At 51.1% G+C, this 18,759-nt stretch carries 19 protein-coding genes and 1 rRNA gene; 9 read left to right on the top strand and 11 right to left on the bottom strand.

Features of this window, described 5'->3' with window-relative positions:
* Positions 1-83 precede the first annotated feature (83 nt).
* Genes rseC through rseD form a run of 5 tightly spaced genes read right to left on the bottom strand, consistent with a single transcriptional unit; the run spans position 84 to position 2,926 of the window.
* On the bottom strand, positions 84-563 hold the full coding sequence (rseC, locus tag ACJHX4_RS20175) for a SoxR-reducing system protein RseC (RefSeq protein WP_000589057.1): 480 nt from the start codon (positions 561-563) through the stop codon (positions 84-86).
* Complete coding sequence (gene rseB / locus ACJHX4_RS20170) at positions 560-1,516, bottom strand: sigma-E factor regulatory protein RseB (protein ID WP_000812028.1); 957 nt, start codon at positions 1,514-1,516, stop codon at positions 560-562. The genes rseC and rseB overlap by 4 nt, the downstream gene beginning before the upstream one ends.
* Positions 1,516-2,166: an anti-sigma-E factor RseA gene (gene rseA / locus ACJHX4_RS20165; protein ID WP_001168459.1), complete on the bottom strand. Its 651-nt coding sequence runs from the start codon at positions 2,164-2,166 to the stop codon at positions 1,516-1,518. The genes rseB and rseA overlap by 1 nt, the downstream gene beginning before the upstream one ends.
* Before the next feature lie 32 nt (positions 2,167-2,198).
* On the bottom strand, positions 2,199-2,774 hold the full coding sequence (rpoE, locus tag ACJHX4_RS20160) for an RNA polymerase sigma factor RpoE (RefSeq protein WP_001295364.1): 576 nt from the start codon (positions 2,772-2,774) through the stop codon (positions 2,199-2,201).
* Positions 2,771-2,926: a rpoE leader peptide RseD gene (rseD, locus tag ACJHX4_RS20155; RefSeq protein WP_001303621.1), complete on the bottom strand. Its 156-nt coding sequence runs from the start codon at positions 2,924-2,926 to the stop codon at positions 2,771-2,773. The genes rpoE and rseD overlap by 4 nt, the downstream gene beginning before the upstream one ends.
* Before the next feature lie 255 nt (positions 2,927-3,181).
* On the opposite strand from rseD, the gene nadB reads away from it, so the two are divergent.
* Complete coding sequence (gene nadB, locus ACJHX4_RS20150) at positions 3,182-4,804, top strand: L-aspartate oxidase (protein ID WP_001094476.1); 1,623 nt, start codon at positions 3,182-3,184, stop codon at positions 4,802-4,804.
* On the opposite strand, the gene trmN is transcribed toward nadB, so the two are convergent.
* Positions 4,789-5,526 carry a tRNA(1)(Val) (adenine(37)-N(6))-methyltransferase TrmN gene (gene trmN, locus ACJHX4_RS20145; protein WP_000083664.1) on the bottom strand — a complete coding sequence of 246 codons (738 nt, stop codon included), beginning with the start codon at positions 5,524-5,526 and terminating at the stop codon, positions 4,789-4,791. The genes nadB and trmN overlap by 16 nt on opposite strands.
* Positions 5,527-5,657: 131 nt before the next feature.
* Here trmN and srmB point away from each other — a divergent pair, with 131 nt between their 5' ends.
* Positions 5,658-6,992: an ATP-dependent RNA helicase SrmB gene (gene srmB, locus ACJHX4_RS20140; protein ID WP_000219193.1), complete on the top strand. Its 1,335-nt coding sequence runs from the start codon at positions 5,658-5,660 to the stop codon at positions 6,990-6,992.
* A 32-nt stretch (positions 6,993-7,024) separates the two neighbouring features.
* On the opposite strand, the gene ACJHX4_RS20135 is transcribed toward srmB, so the two are convergent.
* Positions 7,025-7,906 carry a LysR family transcriptional regulator gene (locus tag ACJHX4_RS20135; protein WP_001296304.1) on the bottom strand — a complete coding sequence of 294 codons (882 nt, stop codon included), beginning with the start codon at positions 7,904-7,906 and terminating at the stop codon, positions 7,025-7,027.
* A 102-nt stretch (positions 7,907-8,008) separates the two neighbouring features.
* On the opposite strand from ACJHX4_RS20135, the gene eamB reads away from it, so the two are divergent.
* On the top strand, positions 8,009-8,596 hold the full coding sequence (eamB, locus tag ACJHX4_RS20130) for a cysteine/O-acetylserine transporter (protein ID WP_000189207.1): 588 nt from the start codon (positions 8,009-8,011) through the stop codon (positions 8,594-8,596).
* Positions 8,597-8,651: 55 nt separating this feature from the next.
* Here eamB and grcA read toward each other — a convergent pair whose 3' ends face one another.
* Positions 8,652-9,035: an autonomous glycyl radical cofactor GrcA gene (gene grcA, locus ACJHX4_RS20125; protein ID WP_000627804.1), complete on the bottom strand. Its 384-nt coding sequence runs from the start codon at positions 9,033-9,035 to the stop codon at positions 8,652-8,654.
* 304 nt (positions 9,036-9,339) lie between these two features.
* Here grcA and ung point away from each other — a divergent pair, with 304 nt between their 5' ends.
* Positions 9,340-10,029 carry a uracil-DNA glycosylase gene (gene ung / locus ACJHX4_RS20120; protein ID WP_001262723.1) on the top strand — a complete coding sequence of 230 codons (690 nt, stop codon included), beginning with the start codon at positions 9,340-9,342 and terminating at the stop codon, positions 10,027-10,029.
* A 47-nt stretch (positions 10,030-10,076) separates the two neighbouring features.
* On the opposite strand, the gene ACJHX4_RS20115 is transcribed toward ung, so the two are convergent.
* Positions 10,077-11,114 (bottom strand): tRNA/rRNA methyltransferase, encoded by a 1,038-nt coding sequence (locus ACJHX4_RS20115; protein WP_000997384.1) that lies wholly within the window; start codon positions 11,112-11,114, stop codon positions 10,077-10,079.
* A 206-nt stretch (positions 11,115-11,320) separates the two neighbouring features.
* Between ACJHX4_RS20115 and trxC the strand changes: the two genes are divergently transcribed.
* From trxC to ACJHX4_RS20090, 5 genes are all read left to right on the top strand, one after another.
* Entirely contained in the window at positions 11,321-11,740 is a 420-nt protein-coding gene (trxC, locus tag ACJHX4_RS20110; protein WP_001098726.1) for a thioredoxin TrxC, read from the top strand.
* Positions 11,741-11,808: 68 nt separating this feature from the next.
* On the top strand, positions 11,809-12,507 hold the full coding sequence (gene tapT, locus ACJHX4_RS20105; protein ID WP_332279017.1) for a tRNA-uridine aminocarboxypropyltransferase: 699 nt from the start codon (positions 11,809-11,811) through the stop codon (positions 12,505-12,507).
* A 31-nt stretch (positions 12,508-12,538) separates the two neighbouring features.
* Positions 12,539-15,199: a peptidyl-lysine N-acetyltransferase PatZ gene (gene patZ, locus ACJHX4_RS20100; protein ID WP_000082935.1), complete on the top strand. Its 2,661-nt coding sequence runs from the start codon at positions 12,539-12,541 to the stop codon at positions 15,197-15,199.
* Positions 15,200-15,312: 113 nt separating this feature from the next.
* Positions 15,313-16,668, top strand: a complete 1,356-nt coding sequence (pssA, locus tag ACJHX4_RS20095; RefSeq protein WP_001312028.1) for a CDP-diacylglycerol--serine O-phosphatidyltransferase — start codon at positions 15,313-15,315, stop codon at positions 16,666-16,668.
* Between the two features lie 45 nt (positions 16,669-16,713).
* Entirely contained in the window at positions 16,714-17,037 is a 324-nt protein-coding gene (locus ACJHX4_RS20090; RefSeq protein ID WP_001467872.1) for a YfiM family lipoprotein, read from the top strand.
* Here ACJHX4_RS20090 and kgtP read toward each other — a convergent pair.
* Together kgtP and rrf are read right to left on the bottom strand one after the other, a co-directional pair.
* Positions 17,034-18,332 carry an alpha-ketoglutarate permease gene (gene kgtP / locus ACJHX4_RS20085; RefSeq protein ID WP_000852119.1) on the bottom strand — a complete coding sequence of 433 codons (1,299 nt, stop codon included), beginning with the start codon at positions 18,330-18,332 and terminating at the stop codon, positions 17,034-17,036. The two genes, ACJHX4_RS20090 and kgtP, sit on opposite strands and share 4 nt — an antisense overlap.
* A gap of 325 nt (positions 18,333-18,657) precedes the next feature.
* Positions 18,658-18,759: ribosomal RNA gene (gene rrf / locus ACJHX4_RS20080) — 5S ribosomal RNA — on the bottom strand; the annotation flags it as partial.

Below are 18,759 nucleotides of genomic sequence, written 5' to 3'. Positions count from 1 at the left end.
GAGGAAATGTTCATACCGTATGGATTGTGGTATATGGAAACGTCCTCGCATTTGTTATGCAAAATGCAACAAAGCCAGTGAAATCACTGGCTCGCGTCTTCCGAAGATGTTTCAAATCGCACAAGGCCAGGCGGCAATGCCACGCTTAAGATGATCGGTTGCCATTCTGCCCGGGCAGCAAACTTACGCGAATAGCCGCGCGCAATCAGGAACCCACCAATACCGCCGAGGATCGCACCACATAATGCTGCGACGTCAGAAGCAAAGAGTAGCTGAAATAGCGAAGCGATGAGGAATAATCCCACCAGCGGCGACATATAAACCAGTAATGCGGAGCTAAGAAGGCTGCCTTCGGCGATCCCCAATTCCACTTTTTGCCCCGGCACTAGCGGCTCATCACAGGGTACGACAATGGTATGCGTGGTTTGCGGGCCAAGTTTATTCAACACACGGCTACCGCAACCGGCGCGTGAAGCGCAGCTGCTGCATGAGGCTTTAACATCACAACTGACCAGCGCCTGCCCGTTTTCCCAGGAGACGACGGTAGCCCACTCTTTGATCATTGCGCTGTCCCGAACTTAATATTCTCGGCAATGCGTTTCGCCGTTTGCGGCGGCAGTTCACCAACAATGGTGATTTCGGCGTTATCACGTACGCTTGTACTGACGGTTCTGCGTCCGGTGCGCAACATCTGATCGGTGCTCGATGGCGTAGCGCGGTTAACGTTTACCGAGAAGCTGAATAATCCGTCGGAATAGAGACGTGATTCGATAGGCATGTTGTCCATCGTCGGTAGCGGACGTCGACTACTGGAAACTTCGCTAAAACCCTGTGGCAGCCAGGTTGGCGTCCAGCTGAATTTAGCTTTTTCACCAACAGGAACAGAAAGCAACGGCGGCAAATTTGCCTTCGCCAGCGTCTGCATACTGCTGCCGATATCCTGATTGACGTTAAAAGCAATCACGCGAAATTGTTCCAGCGTTTCACCATCGCGATCAAGGAGATCAACCCGCATCGGTAATTTCGATTCGGTGTCCATCCACACGATGTAGCTGTAGCGTGTACCATCTCGGGCAACCACACGAATGACTTCGCAAAGACGATCAGCAATACGCGTGCGCCCGACAGAGATAAAGTCGTAGTAAGGAGAAAGGCGTTTGAAATCGGTATAGATGAGCGATGGCAGAGAATCAACAATGTAATCGCCATTAAGCGTGAACGGTTCAAGTCCCGGTTCAAAATAGCTGATTTCATTGCCGCGCTGTACCACTTCCCGGCGCGGGCCATCCATTTGCAACAATTGTGCAAGAGGACGGTTATCGAGGCGTGCATGTCGATAACGCAGAGACTCAACACCCTGTTTATTGATGCTGATAAATGACAGCTCGTAATTCAGTGACTGACTGGCCAGGTTCATCTGCTGTAATAACGCCCCGGACGCGGGAGTGGCCAAGGCGTTAGCAGAGAATAACAGGCTACCTGTCACTAATGACATGGCAAACCAAAGTTGCTTCATTACTGCGATTGCGTTCCTAAAGTTTGAATTCCTGGCACCTGTACAGCGGCTTGCTGAGTTTGTGCCTGCTCAAACTGAAGCTGTTCAGAGTGGAGTCGGCGTTGCAGTTCGTAATCCTGCAACATTGCATTAATGCGACGACGCTGCTCCTGTACCTGCTGCTGTTGACCATTATTTGCGGTCGCTTCAGAAGGTACTCCCAGACTAACCGGGCTGGCTTTACCCATCATCGGCAGTGTATTAAATACTGGCGTTTCGGGCTGCTGGGACGTTTCAGATTGCCCATTATAGTGCTGGACGCCAACGATAACTGCAAGCGATACGCATGCTGCTACGCCCATTTGGGTAAGCTGTGCCGCCCACGGACGTACTTTCTGCCAGAATGGCATTTTCTGCCATTGATGCGGCGCAGGCTGGGCTTCCGGGATCAATGTCGCCGGTTGACGTACTGGCTCTTCTTCAATGGCGGCCATCACGCGTGAAGAGATATCGAAATGGAGCACCTCGGGAGTATCACCCCGCATTGAGTCACGGATTAAGTGATAGCTTTCCCAGGTTTTCTGCATTTCTGGGTTATGAGCCAGTTCGTTAAGCAGCTCACTATCCAGCGTTTCGCCATCCATTAAAGCGGAAAGTTGTTCTTTCTGCATGCCTAATACCCTTATCCAGTATCCCGCTATCGTCAACGCCTGATAAGCGGTTGAACTTTGTTATCAATAGCTTCCCTCGCTCGGAAGATACGTGAACGCACCGTACCCACCGGACAATCCATGATAGCGGCTATCTCTTCATAGCTCAGGCCATCCAGCTCCCGCAAGGTTATTGCCATGCGTAAATCTTCCGGGAGGGACTCAATAGTTCGGAAAACTATCTGTCTCAGTTCTTCTGACAACATTAAGTTCTCAGGGTTCGAAATTTCTTTCAACGCGCCGCCACTTTCGAAGTTTTCAGCTTCAATGGCATCCACATCACTGGAAGGTGGACGACGCCCCTGAGCAACCAGGTAATTTTTCGCTGTATTTACAGCAATCCGATACAGCCATGTATAAAAAGCGCTATCTCCCCGGAACGAATCCAGCGCACGATAGGCTTTAATAAAAGCTTCTTGTACCACATCGGGAACATCACCCGACGGCACATAGCGGGAAACCAGACTCGCCACTTTATGCTGATAGCGCACTACCAGTAAGTTAAAGGCTTTCTGATCTCCCTTCTGGACCCGTTCAACCAGGACCTGGTCCGTTAACTGCTCGCTCATCCGAGGTAAAGTCTCCCCAAACCAAATTTCCACGCGCTATCGAAACGCCACTCCATTAGCTGCAATTTGAGCAAGCAAAGGGTTAGAGTGTCTCGTTTTTGTAAAGTTCCGTAACGCATCTGTTTTTGTTTGTCATGCTGTAGACGGATCATTATCTATCATTATAAGTCTACAGAATCTGAACATCGCATTATCTGTGTAGAAATGCCCATTTAACTGCCTGAAGAGTAACCCAACGGCCTTTTTATTTCACCACCTAATCCTCCACCAGCCAGTAACTTCTCTTTTTCTCGCCGCCCTGAGCCAGCGTGTTTAGTCACTGTAACAAATATTAAAATAGCAGGTGTTTATTTGCACAACATGATGTTATGCTGACCAAACAGTGTTTAGTAAATTAAACAAAGAAAATGAATACTCTCCCTGAACATTCATGTGACGTGTTGATTATCGGTAGCGGCGCAGCTGGACTTTCACTGGCGCTACGCCTGGCTGACCAGCATCAGGTCATCGTTCTAAGTAAAGGCCCGGTAACGGAAGGTTCAACATTTTATGCCCAGGGCGGTATTGCCGCCGTGTTTGATGAAACTGACAGCATTGACTCGCATGTGGAAGACACATTGATTGCCGGGGCTGGTATTTGCGATCGCCATGCAGTTGAATTTGTCGCCAGTAATGCACGATCCTGTGTGCAATGGCTAATCGACCAGGGGGTGTTGTTTGATACCCACATTCAGCCGAATGGCGAAGAAAGCTACCATCTGACTCGTGAAGGTGGACATAGTCACCGTCGTATTCTTCATGCCGCCGACGCCACCGGTAGAGAAGTAGAAACCACGCTGGTGGGCAAGGCGCAGAACCATCCGAATATTCGCGTGCTGGAGCGCAGCAACGCGGTTGATCTGATTGTTTCTGACAAAATTGGCCTGCCGGGCACGCGACGGGTTGTTGGCGCGTGGGTATGGAACCGAAATAAAGAAACGGTTGAAACCTGCCACGCAAAAGCAGTGGTACTGGCAACCGGCGGTGCTTCAAAAGTTTATCAGTACACCACCAATCCGGATATTTCTTCTGGCGATGGCATTGCTATGGCGTGGCGCGCAGGCTGCCGGGTTGCCAATCTCGAATTTAATCAGTTCCACCCTACCGCGCTGTATCACCCACAGGCACGCAATTTCCTGTTAACGGAAGCACTGCGCGGCGAAGGCGCTTATCTCAAGCGCCCGGATGGCACGCGTTTTATGCCCGATTTTGATGAGCGCGGCGAACTGGCCCCGCGCGATATTGTCGCCCGCGCCATTGACCATGAAATGAAACGCCTCGGCGCAGATTGTATGTTCCTCGACATCAGCCATAAGCCCGCCGATTTTATTCGCCAGCATTTCCCGATGATTTATGAAAAATTGCTCGGGCTGGGGATAGATCTCACGAAAGAACCCGTGCCGATTGTGCCTGCTGCACATTATACCTGCGGTGGTGTAATGGTTGATGATCATGGGCGTACGGACGTCGAGGGTTTGTATGCCATTGGCGAAGTGAGTTATACCGGCTTACACGGCGCTAACCGCATGGCCTCGAATTCATTGCTGGAGTGTCTGGTCTATGGCTGGTCGGCGGCAGAAGATATCAGCAGACGTATACCTTATGCCCACGGCGTCAGTACGTTACCGCCGTGGGATGAAAGCCGCGTTGAGAACCCTGACGAACGGGTAGTAATTCAGCATAACTGGCACGAGCTACGTCTGTTTATGTGGGATTACGTTGGCATTGTTCGCACAACGAAGCGCCTGGAACGCGCCCTGCGGCGGATAACCATGCTCCAACAAGAAATAGACGAATATTACGCCCATTTCCGCGTCTCAAATAATTTGCTGGAGCTGCGTAATCTGGTACAGGTTGCCGAGTTGATTGTTCGCTGTGCGATGATGCGCAAGGAGAGCCGTGGCCTGCATTTCACGCTGGATTATCCGGAACTGCTCACGCATTCCGGTCCATCGATCCTTTCTGCCGGCAATCATTACATAAACAGATAAAAAGCCTGGGTCAGCGCCGTATACGCTTCGGAATAGTTCTGGTCTGGCCCACGAATGACTAAGCGATCGCTAAAGCACTCTCCCGCCTGCGGGGAGAATGCCAGCAGCACCCGATGCGGCAGTCGCGCTTCGTTTTCCGCCACATCCGTCCGCAAACGTAAATGCCAGCCCATACTTAATGCCAGTTCAGTAAAACCATTACCAATCTGCTCTGGCAGCACCACGCAGAAAAATCCCTCTTCGGTAATGCACTCCGCCGCACAAGTCAGCAACGATGGGTGATCAAGCGTAGTGGTATAGCGAGCCTGTTCCCGTTGAGGTGTCGCGCACTCTACTCCCTGCTGATAGTAAGGTGGGTTGCTGATGATTAAATCGAAGCGTACTGTCTGCTGTGTGATCCACTGCAGAATATCCGCCGTATGGACATTAATCCGCTCTGCCCACGGGGACTGGTTGATATTTTCCTGCGCTTGCGCGGCAGCTTCACTTTCCAGTTCAACTGCATCAATCATCACGCTGTCATCTGTTCGCTGCGCCAGCATTAATGCCAGCAACCCGCTACCCGCGCCGATATCAAGGCAACGTTTTACCCCAGCTACCGGTGCCCATGCGCCCAGCAAAATGCCATCCGTTCCCACTTTCATCGCACAGCGATCGTGAGCAACAAAAAACTGTTTAAAAGTAAATCCATTACGACGAAACACGGATGTAGACTGTGACATGAAAATAAAACCTTGCAGGAAAAACGGCGATAGCACCGGGTGAGAACAATACCCGAGAAGCGATATCCATACAAACAGATGAAGATTGCAGCCGTAACGTCTATAATCAGCGCCCCACACAGAGGTAGAACATGACTGTAACGACTTTTTCCGAACTTGAACTCGACGAAAGCCTGCTGGAAGCCCTCCAGGATAAAGGTTTCACTCGCCCGACCGCCATTCAGGCTGCCGCCATTCCGCCTGCGCTCGATGGCCGTGATGTACTCGGTTCTGCGCCGACAGGCACCGGTAAAACGGCGGCGTATCTGCTGCCAGCGTTGCAGCACCTGCTCGATTTCCCACGTAAGAAATCCGGTCCGCCGCGTATTTTGATCCTCACCCCAACTCGCGAGCTGGCGATGCAGGTGGCCGATCATGCCCGCGAACTGGCGAAACATACGCATCTGGATATTGCCACCATCACCGGCGGCGTGGCCTATATGAACCACGCAGAAGTGTTCAGCGAAAACCAGGACATTGTGGTCGCCACGACCGGACGTCTGCTGCAATACATAAAAGAAGAGAACTTCGATTGCCGCGCGGTTGAAACGCTGATCCTCGACGAAGCAGACCGTATGCTGGATATGGGCTTCGCCCAGGATATCGAACATATTGCTGGCGAAACGCGCTGGCGTAAACAGACCCTGCTCTTTTCGGCAACGCTGGAAGGCGATGCGATTCAGGACTTTGCCGAGCGTCTGTTGGAAGATCCGGTGGAAGTTTCTGCCAATCCGTCCACCCGTGAGCGCAAAAAAATTCATCAGTGGTATTACCGCGCCGATGATCTTGAGCATAAAACCGCGTTGCTGGTGCATCTGTTAAAACAGCCGGAAGCGACCCGCTCAATTGTGTTTGTGCGTAAGCGTGAGCGTGTGCATGAGCTGGCAAACTGGCTGCGCGAAGCAGGCATCAACAACTGCTATCTCGAAGGTGAGATGGTACAAGGCAAGCGTAACGAAGCGATTAAACGCTTGACCGAAGGCCGCGTAAACGTACTGGTTGCTACCGATGTTGCCGCGCGCGGTATCGACATTCCTGACGTCAGCCACGTCTTTAACTTCGATATGCCGCGCAGTGGCGATACTTATTTGCACCGTATCGGACGTACCGCGCGCGCCGGTCGTAAAGGCACCGCGATTTCGCTGGTGGAAGCCCATGACCATCTGCTGCTGGGCAAAGTTGGCCGTTATATTGAAGAGCCAATTAAAGCTCGCGTAATTGATGAGTTACGTCCGAAAACGCGTGCGCCAAGCGAGAAGCAGACCGGCAAGCCATCGAAGAAAGTGTTGGCTAAACGTGCCGAGAAGAAAAAAGCTAAAGAGAAAGAGAAGCCGCGGGTGAAAAAACGCCATCGCGACACTAAAAATATTGGTAAGCGCCGTAAACCAAGCGGAACGGGCGTGCCACCGCAAACGACAGAAGAGTAATCTCAATGCCGGGTTTAAGCCCGGCATTGTTTTTATCCCGGCAAAAAACACTCTTCAACACACTGAATAAAAGTGTGCATCGCCGGGCTAACCGCTTTTCCGGCATGGTGAGCGCACATTGCCGTAATGGTCTGCGACTGTTCGCCAAAAGGCAATTCAATTAATTCTCCGCACTCCAACTCTTTTACTACCGCAAAACGCGGCAGGTAACTGACTCCGATATTTGCCGCGACACAACGCTTGATGCTTTCGATACTTATAAGCTCAATGGTGTTTTCCACCGTGATCCGCCGCTGGCGCAGCGTGCTCTCAAATATCTGCCGGAAGACACATTGTGGTTCGTTGATAATAAAGCTACAGGCGTTATGTCTTCCCGGCTCAGTAAAATCGACATCTGCAATTTGCGGTGAAGCCACCAGCACCAGCGGTTGTTCACCCAACTCTCGTCGGTTCAGAGCATCATCATTCCCTACGCGATAAAAAACCCCGACATCGGCCTCATCATTCAGTAGCGCATCACGGATCACGTAACAGTTCAGCGACTGCAACGATAAACGCACTTTTGGAGCGCGTTGCCGAAAACGCTGCAACACCTGCGGCATTCGATAAGAGAGCAACGTTTCGCCTGAAATAACGCGTAGTTCCCCGTCCGGATCCGACTCTTTTTTAGCAGCCTCACGAAGCGTATCCATCACTCGGGTAAGTTCATAGATGTGCGGCAGCAGCTTTTTTCCTTCGCGGGTAAGGCACATTCGTCGACCAATTTTCTCAAACAATTGTACCGAGAACTCCTGCTCAAGCTGCTGAATATGAAAAGTCACCGTCGATTGTGTACAGCACAATTTTTGCGAAGCTCGCAAAAAGGAACCCTCTTCCACCACGGTTTTAAGCGTAATAAAACGGCGCAGATCCATAACCCCAAACCTATCGAAAATATCGAATTTAGAATGTAAAAACATTCATTTTTTTAAATGTTCCGTGTCGGGTACTGTCTACCAAAACAGAGGAGATAACAAGTGACACCGACCCTTTTAAGTGCTTTTTGGACTTACACCCTGATTACCGCCATGACGCCAGGACCGAACAATATTCTCGCCCTTAGCTCTGCTACGTCGCATGGATTTCGTCAAAGTACCCGTGTGCTGGCAGGGATGAGTCTGGGATTTTTGATTGTGATGTTACTGTGTGCGGGCATTTCATTTTCACTGGCAGTGATTGACCCGGCAGCGGTACACCTTTTGAGTTGGGCGGGGGCGGCATATATTGTCTGGCTGGCGTGGAAAATCGCCACCAGCCCAACAAAGGAAGACGGACTTCAGGCAAAACCAATCAGCTTTTGGGCCAGCTTTGCTTTGCAGTTTGTGAACGTCAAAATCATTTTGTACGGTGTTACGGCACTGTCGACGTTTGTTCTGCCGCAAACACAGGCGCTAAGCTGGGTAGTTGGCGTCAGCGTTTTGCTGGCGATGATTGGGACGTTTGGCAATGTGTGCTGGGCGCTGGCGGGGCATCTGTTTCAGCGATTGTTTCGCCAGTATGGTCGCCAGTTAAATATCGTGCTTGCCCTGTTGCTGGTCTATTGCGCGGTACGCATTTTCTATTAACGAAAAAAAGCGGAAGAGGTCGCCCTCTTCCGCTTAGTAACTTGCTACTTAAGCCTTACAGGCTTTCAGTAAAGGTACGAGCGATAACGTCGCGCTGCTGTTCCGGAGTCAGAGAGTTAAAGCGAACTGCATAACCGGATACACGGATGGTCAGCTGCGGATATTTTTCCGGATGCTTAACTGCATCTTCCAGAGTTTCACGACGCAGAACGTTAACGTTCAGGTGTTGACCACCTTCAACGCGAACTTCTGGTTTCACTTCTACTGGAACTTCACGGTATTCAATGTCACCCAGTTTGCTTACTGCAACCACTTCGTCTTCTGCAAAACCTGCTTTCGCAACGATGCAACGCGCTTCGCCTTTTTCGCTGTCCAGCAACCAGAAAGAGTTCAGCAGATCGTCGTTAGCGGCTTTAGTAATCTGGATACCTGTAATCATGTGATGCCTCCCCGGCAAAATTATTTGATTTGTTCAGCCTGTCGCGGCCAATTGGTAAAACCATTGTTGCTTGAGTGTATATATACTCCTCAAACACCCTTGATTCTTTGATTTAAATCAATAAAAACCACATATCAAGTGTGGTCACAAATGGATTTTATTGTTTTACATCAACTTATGCAGATGTGAAATTTTACCAATTTACATTTTTTTGCATGTCTTTTTGTCTATAAAATGAGCATGATTTTGTTCTGTAGAAAGAAGCAGTTAAGCTAGGCGGATTAAAGATTCGCAGGAGAGCGAGATGGCTAACGAATTAACCTGGCATGATGTGCTGGCTGAAGAGAAGCAGCAACCCTATTTTCTTAATACCCTTCAGACCGTCGCCAGCGAGCGGCAGTCCGGCGTCACTATCTATCCACCACAAAAAGATGTCTTTAACGCGTTCCGCTTTACGGAGTTGGGTGACGTTAAAGTGGTGATTCTCGGTCAGGATCCTTATCACGGACCAGGACAGGCGCATGGTCTGGCATTTTCCGTTCGCCCCGGCATTGCGACACCACCGTCACTGCTGAATATGTATAAAGAGCTGGAAAATACTATTCCCGGTTTCACCCGCCCTAATCATGGTTATCTTGAAAGCTGGGCGCGTCAGGGTGTTCTGCTGCTCAATACCGTCTTGACGGTTCGCGCTGGTCAGGCGCATTCCCACGCCAGCCTCGGCTGGGAGACGTTTACTGATAAAGTCATCAGCCTCATAAATCAGCATCGCGAAGGCGTGGTGTTTTTGTTGTGGGGATCACATGCGCAAAAGAAAGGGGCGATTATAGATAAGCAACGCCATCATGTACTGAAAGCACCGCATCCGTCGCCGCTTTCGGCGCATCGTGGATTCTTTGGCTGCAACCATTTTGTGCTGGCAAATCAGTGGCTGGAACAACGTGGCGAGACGCCGATTGACTGGATGCCAGTATTACCGGCAGAGAGTGAGTAAATTTGCGGGAAAATGCCGGATGGCAGAGTTGCCACCCGGCTGATTTATCAGGCTTTATTCTGACGCCACCATTCGCCAAGAAGAACGCCGGTTGCGACAGAGATATTCAGCCCGGCAACGTTGCCAGTACCATCAATCTTCACGCGCAGATCGTTCGGATCGCGTGCGGCATCCGGTAACCCTTCATATTCCTGACCCAGCACCAGTACCATTTTCGCTGGCAGACTGGTTTTGAACAGCGGTTTACCCTGCTCGCTGGAAGTTGTCACTACGGTGTAACCCGCCTGACGGAAATCATCCAGCACGTTAACAATGTTGTCGCCAGTAATCGGCTGAACGTGCTCTGCGCCGCCTTCTGCGGTACGGATAGCCGCCCCAGACTCCAGCAGTGCTGCATCCTGCACCACAACACCTTTCACGCCGAAGTGCGCACAGCTACGCATCATGCCACCCAGGTTATGCGGGTTAGATTCGTTTTCCAGGGCCAGTACACAATCCTGCGCGCCTGCCTGGCTTACCCACTGCTGCACGGTTGTACCGTTACGCTTTTTGATCAGGAAGCAAACGCCGCCGTGATGTTCCGTGCCTGACGCTTTTGTCAGTTCCGCTTCATCCACCACATGGTACGCTTTGCGGTTTGCCGCCATCCAGCGCAAGGCTTCTTTAAAACGTGGCGTTACGCTCTGGATAAACCAGGCGCGAACAATCGCTTCCGGACGGCTCTGGAACAGTGCCTGACAGGCGTTTTCGCCGTAGACGCGGGTTTCTTCCGCACGCTGACGACGCAAAACTTCCGGATCAATAAAACTTTTACCACTGATGCCACCGTGATCGGCCTTTTCCGGCGTCTCATCACCCGGCGCGCGGGAAACCGTGCGCCACGGCGAATCTTCCCACTTGCGGTCACGGTGCTGACTCTGTTTGTCATCGCGGGCGGGGCGACGGCCACCGTCAGCACGAGATTTTCCTGGACGCCCGCCCCCTTTCCCGGTACGCGGGTTGTGGGTACGTTTATCAGAATCATCATCACTGCGGACATACATCACTTTGACCTTGCCGCTTTTACCTTTCATTTCATCGTTCATGCTTTTCTCCACCAGCGCTGCGCGAAGCGCGCAGATTACCCGAAGTGCGCGCGGTTCGCCATGATTTCGTTCCAAAGCCTGTGTCTATCATACCCATTGAATAAAACAGATTGTTGTCTGGAACAATGTCCCCGATAATATGTAACATATTAGAAACATACCGGCGTCGTTGCCGATAAGTCTCCTTACTCATCCCGAGGTTAGTTATGAATACCGTTTGTACCCATTGTCAGGCCATCAATCGCATTCCCGACGATCGGATCGAAGATGCGGCAAAATGCGGACGCTGCGGTCACGACTTGTTTGACGGAGAGGTGATTAATGCGACCGGTGAAACGCTCGACAAATTGCTGAAAGATGATCTACCTGTGGTGATCGACTTCTGGGCACCGTGGTGCGGCCCCTGCCGTAATTTCGCACCAATTTTTGAAGATGTCGCGCAAGAGCGTAGCGGTAAAGTGCGCTTTGTGAAAGTGAATACCGAAGCTGAACGTGAATTGAGCAGTCGCTTTGGAATTCGTAGTATACCGACGATCATGATTTTCAAAAACGGTCAGGTTGTCGACATGCTTAATGGCGCAGTACCGAAAGCGCCGTTCGACAGCTGGCTGAACGAATCTCTTTAATCTTACCGGGGCGCATCTTGTGCCCCGTTTTCTCCTCTGCGACAATGGCGTTTTTTCGACGCTCTCTTATGACCGAAAACGCTGTTCTCCAGTTACGCGCCGAGCGTATTGCGCGCGCAACACGTCCTTTTCTTGCCCGCGGTAATCGCGTTCGTCGCTGCCAACGCTGTCTTTTGCCAGAGAAATTATGTCTCTGTTCGACAATTACCCCAGCACAAGCAAAAAGTCACTTCTGTTTGCTGATGTTCGACACCGAGCCAATGAAGCCCAGTAATACCGGGCGTCTGATTGCTGATATTTTGCCTGATACCGTTGCGTTTCAATGGTCGCGTACCGAACCCTCGCAAGATTTGCTGGATCTGGTGCAAAACCCAGACTATCAGCCAATGGTGGTCTTTCCCGCTTCGTATGTTGATGAGCAACGGGAAGTGATCTTCACACCACCTGCCGATAAGCCTCCGCTATTTATCATGCTCGATGGTACCTGGCCAGAAGCTCGCAAGATGTTTCGTAAAAGTCCGTATCTGGATAATCTTCCCGTCATTTCCGTCGATCTTTCTCGGCTTTCTGCCTATCGCCTGCGTGAAGCCCAGGCTGAAGGCCAATATTGTACTGCCGAGGTAGCCATCGCACTGTTAGATATGGCCGGCGATACCAGGGCGGCGACAGGGTTAGGCGAGCATTTTACCCGCTTTAAAACACGCTATCTGGCAGGAAAAACGCAACATCCGGGAAGCATCACAGCAGAACAGTTAGAAAGCGTTTAAAATCATTCGGTCACTTCTGCGGGAGACCGGTATGAGTCAGCGAGGACTGGAAGCACTACTGCGACCAAAATCGATTGCGGTAATTGGCGCATCGATGAAACCCAATCGCGCAGGTTACCTGATGATGCGTAACCTGCTGGCGGGAGGCTTTAACGGACCGGTACTCCCGGTGACGCCAGCCTGGAAAGCGGTGTTGGGTGTGTTGGCCTGGCCGGATATTGCCAACTTGCCCTTTACACCCGACCTTGCGGTTTTATGTACCAATGCCAGCCGTAATCTTGCTCTTCTGGAAGAGCTCGGCGAGAAAGGCTGTAAAACCTGCATTATTCTTTCCGCCCCGGCATCGCAACACGAAGATCTCCGCGCCTGCGCCCTGCGCCATAACATGCGCCTGCTAGGACCAAACAGTCTGGGCTTACTGGCTCCCTGGCAAGGTCTGAATGCCAGCTTTTCGCCTGTGCCGATTAAACGCGGCAAGCTGGCGTTTATTTCGCAATCGGCTGCTGTCTCCAACACCATCCTCGACTGGGCGCAACAGCGTGAGATGGGCTTTTCCTACTTTATTGCGCTCGGCGACAGCCTGGATATCGACGTTGATGAATTGCTCGACTATCTGGCGCGCGACAGTAAAACCAGCGCCATCCTGCTCTATCTCGAACAGTTAAGCGACGCGCGACGCTTTGTTTCGGCAGCCCGTAGTGCCTCGCGCAATAAACCGATTTTGGTGATTAAAAGCGGACGTAGCCCGGCGGCTCAACGTCTGTTGAACACCACGGCAGGAATGGATCCGGCGTGGGATGCAGCTATTCAGCGTGCCGGTTTGTTGCGGGTACAGGACACCCACGAACTGTTTTCGGCGGTGGAAACCCTTAGCCATATGCGCCCGCTGCGTGGCGACCGGTTGATGATTATCAGCAACGGTGCTGCGCCTGCCGCGCTGGCGCTGGATGCCTTATGGTCACGCAATGGCAAGCTGGCAACGCTAAGCGAAGAAACCTGCCAGAAACTGCGCGATGCACTGCCAGGGCATGTGGCAATCTCTAACCCGCTCGATCTGCGCGATGACGCCAGCAGCGAGCATTATGTCAAAACGCTGGACATTCTGCTCCACAGCCAGGATTTTGATGCGCTGATGGTTATTCATTCGCCCAGCGCCGCTGCTCCCGCAACAGAAAGCGCGCAAGTATTAATTGAAGCGGTAAAGCATCATCCCCGCAGCAAATATGTCTCTTTGCTGACGAACTGGTGCGGCGAGCACTCCTCGCAAGAGGCACGACGTTTATTCAGCGAAGCCGGGCTGCCGACCTACCGTACTCCGGAAGGAACCATCACTGCTTTTATGCATATGGTCGAGTACCGGCGTAATCAGAAGCAACTACGCGAAACGCCGGCGTTGCCCAGCAATCTGACTTCCAATACCGCAGAAGCGCATCTTCTGTTGCAACAGGCGATTGCCGAAGGGGCTACGTCGCTCGATACCCATGAAGTTCAGCCCATCCTGCAAGCGTATGGTATGAATACTCTCCCTACCTGGATTGCCAGTGATAGCACCGAAGCGGTACATATTGCCGAACAGATTGGCTATCCGGTGGCACTGAAATTGCGCTCGCCGGATATTCCACATAAATCGGAAGTTCAGGGCGTCATGCTCTACCTACGTACAGCCAATGAAGTCCAGCAAGCGGCAAACGCTATTTTCGATCGCGTAAAAATGGCCTGGCCGCAGGCGCGGGTCCACGGCCTGTTGGTGCAAAGTATGGCTAACCGTGCTGGCGCTCAGGAGTTGCGGGTTGTGGTTGAGCACGATCCGGTTTTCGGGCCGTTGATCATGCTGGGTGAAGGCGGTGTGGAGTGGCGTCCTGAAGATCAAGCCGTCGTCGCACTGCCGCCGCTGAACATGAACCTGGCCCGCTATCTGGTTATTCAGGGGATCAAAAGTAAAAAGATTCGTGCGCGCAGTGCGCTACGCCCATTGGATGTTGCAGGCTTGAGCCAGCTTCTGGTGCAGGTTTCCAACTTGATTGTCGATTGCCCGGAAATTCAGCGTCTGGATATTCATCCTTTGCTGGCTTCTGGCAGTGAATTTACCGCGCTGGATGTCACGCTGGATATCGCGCCGTTTGAAGGTGATAACGAGAGCCGACTGGCTGTGCGCCCTTATCCGCATCAGCTGGAAGAATGGGTAGAATTGAAAAACGGTGAACGCTGCTTGTTCCGCCCGATTTTGCCAGAAGATGAGCCACAGCTTCAGCAATTCATTTCGCGAGTCACCAAAGAAGATCTTTATTACCGCTACTTTAGCGAGATCAACGAATTTACCCATGAAGATTTAGCCAACATGACGCAGATCGACTACGATCGGGAAATGGCATTTGTAGCGGTACGACGAATTGATCAAACGGAAGAGATCCTCGGCGTCACACGTGCGATCTCCGACCCTGATAACATCGATGCCGAATTTGCCGTACTGGTTCGCTCGGATCTTAAAGGGTTAGGCTTAGGTCGACGCTTAATGGAAAAGTTGATTACCTATACGCGAGATCACGGACTACAACGTCTGAATGGTATTACGATGCCAAACAATCGTGGCATGGTGGCGCTGGCCCGCAAGCTCGGGTTTAACGTTGATATCCAGCTCGAAGAGGGGATCGTTGGGCTTACGCTAAGTCTTGCCCAGCGCGAGGAATCATGAGTAAGGTACTGGAAATGTTGACCACTTAATCGGGACTGGTGTTATTATTGCCCGCTTATGTCGTCTGCATTGCACAGAGGACCCTTCAATGAACAGAGAAGAAATGCACTGTGATGTTGTCAAAATTTAAGCGTAATAAACATCAACAACACCTTGCCCAACTACCCAAGATTTCTCAATCAGTTGATGATGTCGATTTCTTTTACGCTCCCGCCGACTTCCGGGAGACGTTGCTGGAAAAAATAGCCAGCGCGAAGCAGCGCATTTGCATTGTTGCCCTGTATCTCGAACAGGATGACGGTGGCAAAGGCATTCTGAACGCGTTGTATGAGGCTAAAAGGCAGCGTCCGGAACTGGATGTGCGGGTGCTGGTCGACTGGCATCGTGCACAACGTGGACGCATTGGCGCTGCGGCATCTAACACTAACGCTGACTGGTACTGCCGCATGGCGCAGGAAAATCCGGGCGTAAATGTTCCGGTTTATGGCGTTCCAATCAATACCCGTGAAGCCCTTGGTGTTCTGCACTTTAAAGGCTTTATCATCGACGATAGCGTACTTTATAGCGGTGCCAGCCTGAACGATGTTTACCTGCATCAGCACGATAAATATCGCTACGACCGTTATCATCTGATCCGTAACCGTAAGATGTCAGACATTATGTTTGAATGGGTTACACAGAATATTATGAATGGCCGCGGCGTTAATCGTCTGGATGATGTTAATCGGCCAAAAAGCCCGGAAATCAAGAACGACATTCGCCTGTTCCGCCAGGAGCTGCGTGATGCCGCTTATCATTTCCAGGGCGATGCCGACAACGATCAGCTTTCCGTAACGCCGCTAGTGGGGCTGGGGAAATCGAGTCTGTTGAACAAGACTATTTTCCATCTTATGCCTTGTGCCGAGCAGAAACTAACCATCTGCACACCTTACTTCAACCTACCAGCAATCCTTGTGCGCAATATTATCCAGTTGCTGCGCGAAGGGAAAAAGGTCGAAATTATTGTTGGTGATAAAACCGCGAATGACTTCTACATTCCGGAAGATGAACCTTTCAAGATAATTGGCGCATTGCCTTATCTCTATGAGATCAATCTGCGTCGTTTCCTGAGTCGTTTACAGTATTACGTCAACACTGACCAGTTAGTAGTTCGGTTATGGAAAGATGACGACAACACCTATCACCTGAAAGGGATGTGGGTTGATGATAAGTGGATTTTGATCACCGGTAATAACCTGAACCCGCGCGCCTGGCGTCTGGATCTGGAAAACGCCATTTTGATCCACGATCCGCAACTGGAGCTTGCGCCACAGCGAGAGAAAGAACTGGATCTGATCCGCGAGCATACCACCATCGTTAAGCACTACCGCGATCTGCAAAGTATTGCCGATTATCCGGTGAAGGTTCGTAAACTCATCCGCCGTTTGCGCCGTATCCGCATCGACCGATTAATTAGCCGCATCCTGTAATCACAACCCCGTCCTGTACGGGGTTTGTTTTTTGGAGGCCACGTTTTGCGTATTCTTTTTGTCTGTTCGCTATTGTTACTTTCTGGATGCAGCCATATGGCTAACGATAACTGGAGCGGGCAGGATAAAGCTCAACACTTTATCGCCTCGGCGATGCTTTCCGCCGCCGGAAATGAATATTCACAGCATCAGGGGATGAGCCGGGATCGCAGTGCCATGTTTGGATTGATGTTCTCTGTCAGTCTGGGGGCGTCAAAAGAGCTTTGGGATAGCCGCCCTGAGGGGAGCGGCTGGAGCTGGAAGGATTTTGCCTGGGATATCGCCGGTGCAAGCACCGGCTATACCGTCTGGCAACTGACCCGTCACTAAAGCCGCATCCCTTTTCCTTTACGGTGCAATGTTAGTGAAACCAGAAACGCCACCACGGCCATCAAGGTCACATACCAGAAGAAGGCTGTTTCCATTCCTATTGATTTCAGCGACAACGCTACGTACTCCGCCGACCCACCAAATATAGCATTGGCGAACGCATATGACAGACCAACGCCTAATGCGCGAACCTGTGCCGGGAACATCTCAGCCTTCAGTATTCCACTGATTGAAGTATAAAAACTCACTATCAGCAGGGCGCACATCACCAGACCAAAAGCGGCATAAGGCGAGGAAACGTTCTGCAATGCTGAGAGAATAGGAACGGTAAAAATGGTTGCCAGAGAACCGAAACATAACATTGAGGTACGGCGACCAATCTTATCCGACAGCGCGCCAATAATTGGTTGAATAAGCATGAATACAAACAATGCGGCAGTCATAATGCCACTCGCCACGTTGGCATGCATTCCCGCAGTATTTACCAGATACTTCTGCATATAAGTGGTGAAGGTATAGAAACAAAGGGAGCCCGCAGCGGTAAAACCGAGAACCATGATGAATGCACGGCGATTGCGCCATAATCCTTTCAGAGATCCAGCTTCTTTTAAAGCGCGTGTTTCTTGTTGTGAAGTTTCATCTAACTGACGACGTAACCGCAACGCCACAACAGCTAACACAGCTCCTAACGCGAAAGGAATACGCCATCCCCACTCTCTGAGTACAGCGTCTTCCATGGTGTGTTGTAAAACCACGACAACCAGTAGAGCTAGCAGTTGCCCGCCGATCAACGTCACATACTGAAATGATGCGTAAAAACCTTTGCGCCCTTCAACGGCAACTTCACTCATATAGGTGGCGCTGGTGCCATATTCTCCGCCAACGGATAATCCCTGGAATAAACGCGCGAGAAGCAATAATGCCGGAGCCCAGGTACCGATTGTTTCGTAGCCTGGCAAACAGGCGATAACCAGTGAGCCGAAACACATCATACACACCGATAACAGCATCGATTTTTTGCGACCATGTTTATCGGCTATGCGGCCAAACAGCCAACCGCCTATTGGGCGCATCAGAAATCCTGCAGCAAAAACACCTGCTGTTTGCAGTAGTTGAGTCGTCGTGTTCCCGGAAGGGAAGAAGATGTGGGCGAAGTAGAGTGAACAGAACGAGTAGACATAGAAATCGAACCACTCGACCAGATTACCTGAAGAGGCCCCAACAATTGCCCAAATGCGGCGACGAGTATCACTACTTGTCAGTTTGCTGTCTGCCGTTACAGTACTTTCAGCCATGCCATTATGTCTCCTGCCGTAATCCGATGCTTTTGTCGGTCGCTTTTGTTTATTTTTTTTGGTAAAGAAAATGTTATACATTTGTTGCGCATCATTATACAACCTTAACCATGAATTTAGTTAGCAGGAAAATGGTTATTAAGGAGCTTAAGGATAGATTTCTGGTAAGGAGGAAGTATGGAAGTGGGCAATTTGGGGAAGACGTATTCGCTGTTGAATCTGGCTTATGTGGGAGTATAAGACGCGCCAGCGTCGCATCCGGCATTTATTCCGCACATATGCAAAAAGGCCCAGTCTTCCGACTGGGCCTTTCGCTTAATTTGATGCCTGGCAGTTCCCTACTCTCGCATGGGGAGACCCCACACTACCATCGGCGCTACGGCGTTTCACTTCTGAGTTCGGCATGGGGTCAGGTGGGACCACCGCG

The sequence above is a fragment of the Escherichia sp. WS2035 genome (assembly GCF_046487065.1).
Classification (GTDB): Bacteria; Pseudomonadota; Gammaproteobacteria; order Enterobacterales; family Enterobacteriaceae; genus Escherichia; species Escherichia coli.
This window is presented reverse-complemented; position numbering and strand designations above follow the sequence as displayed.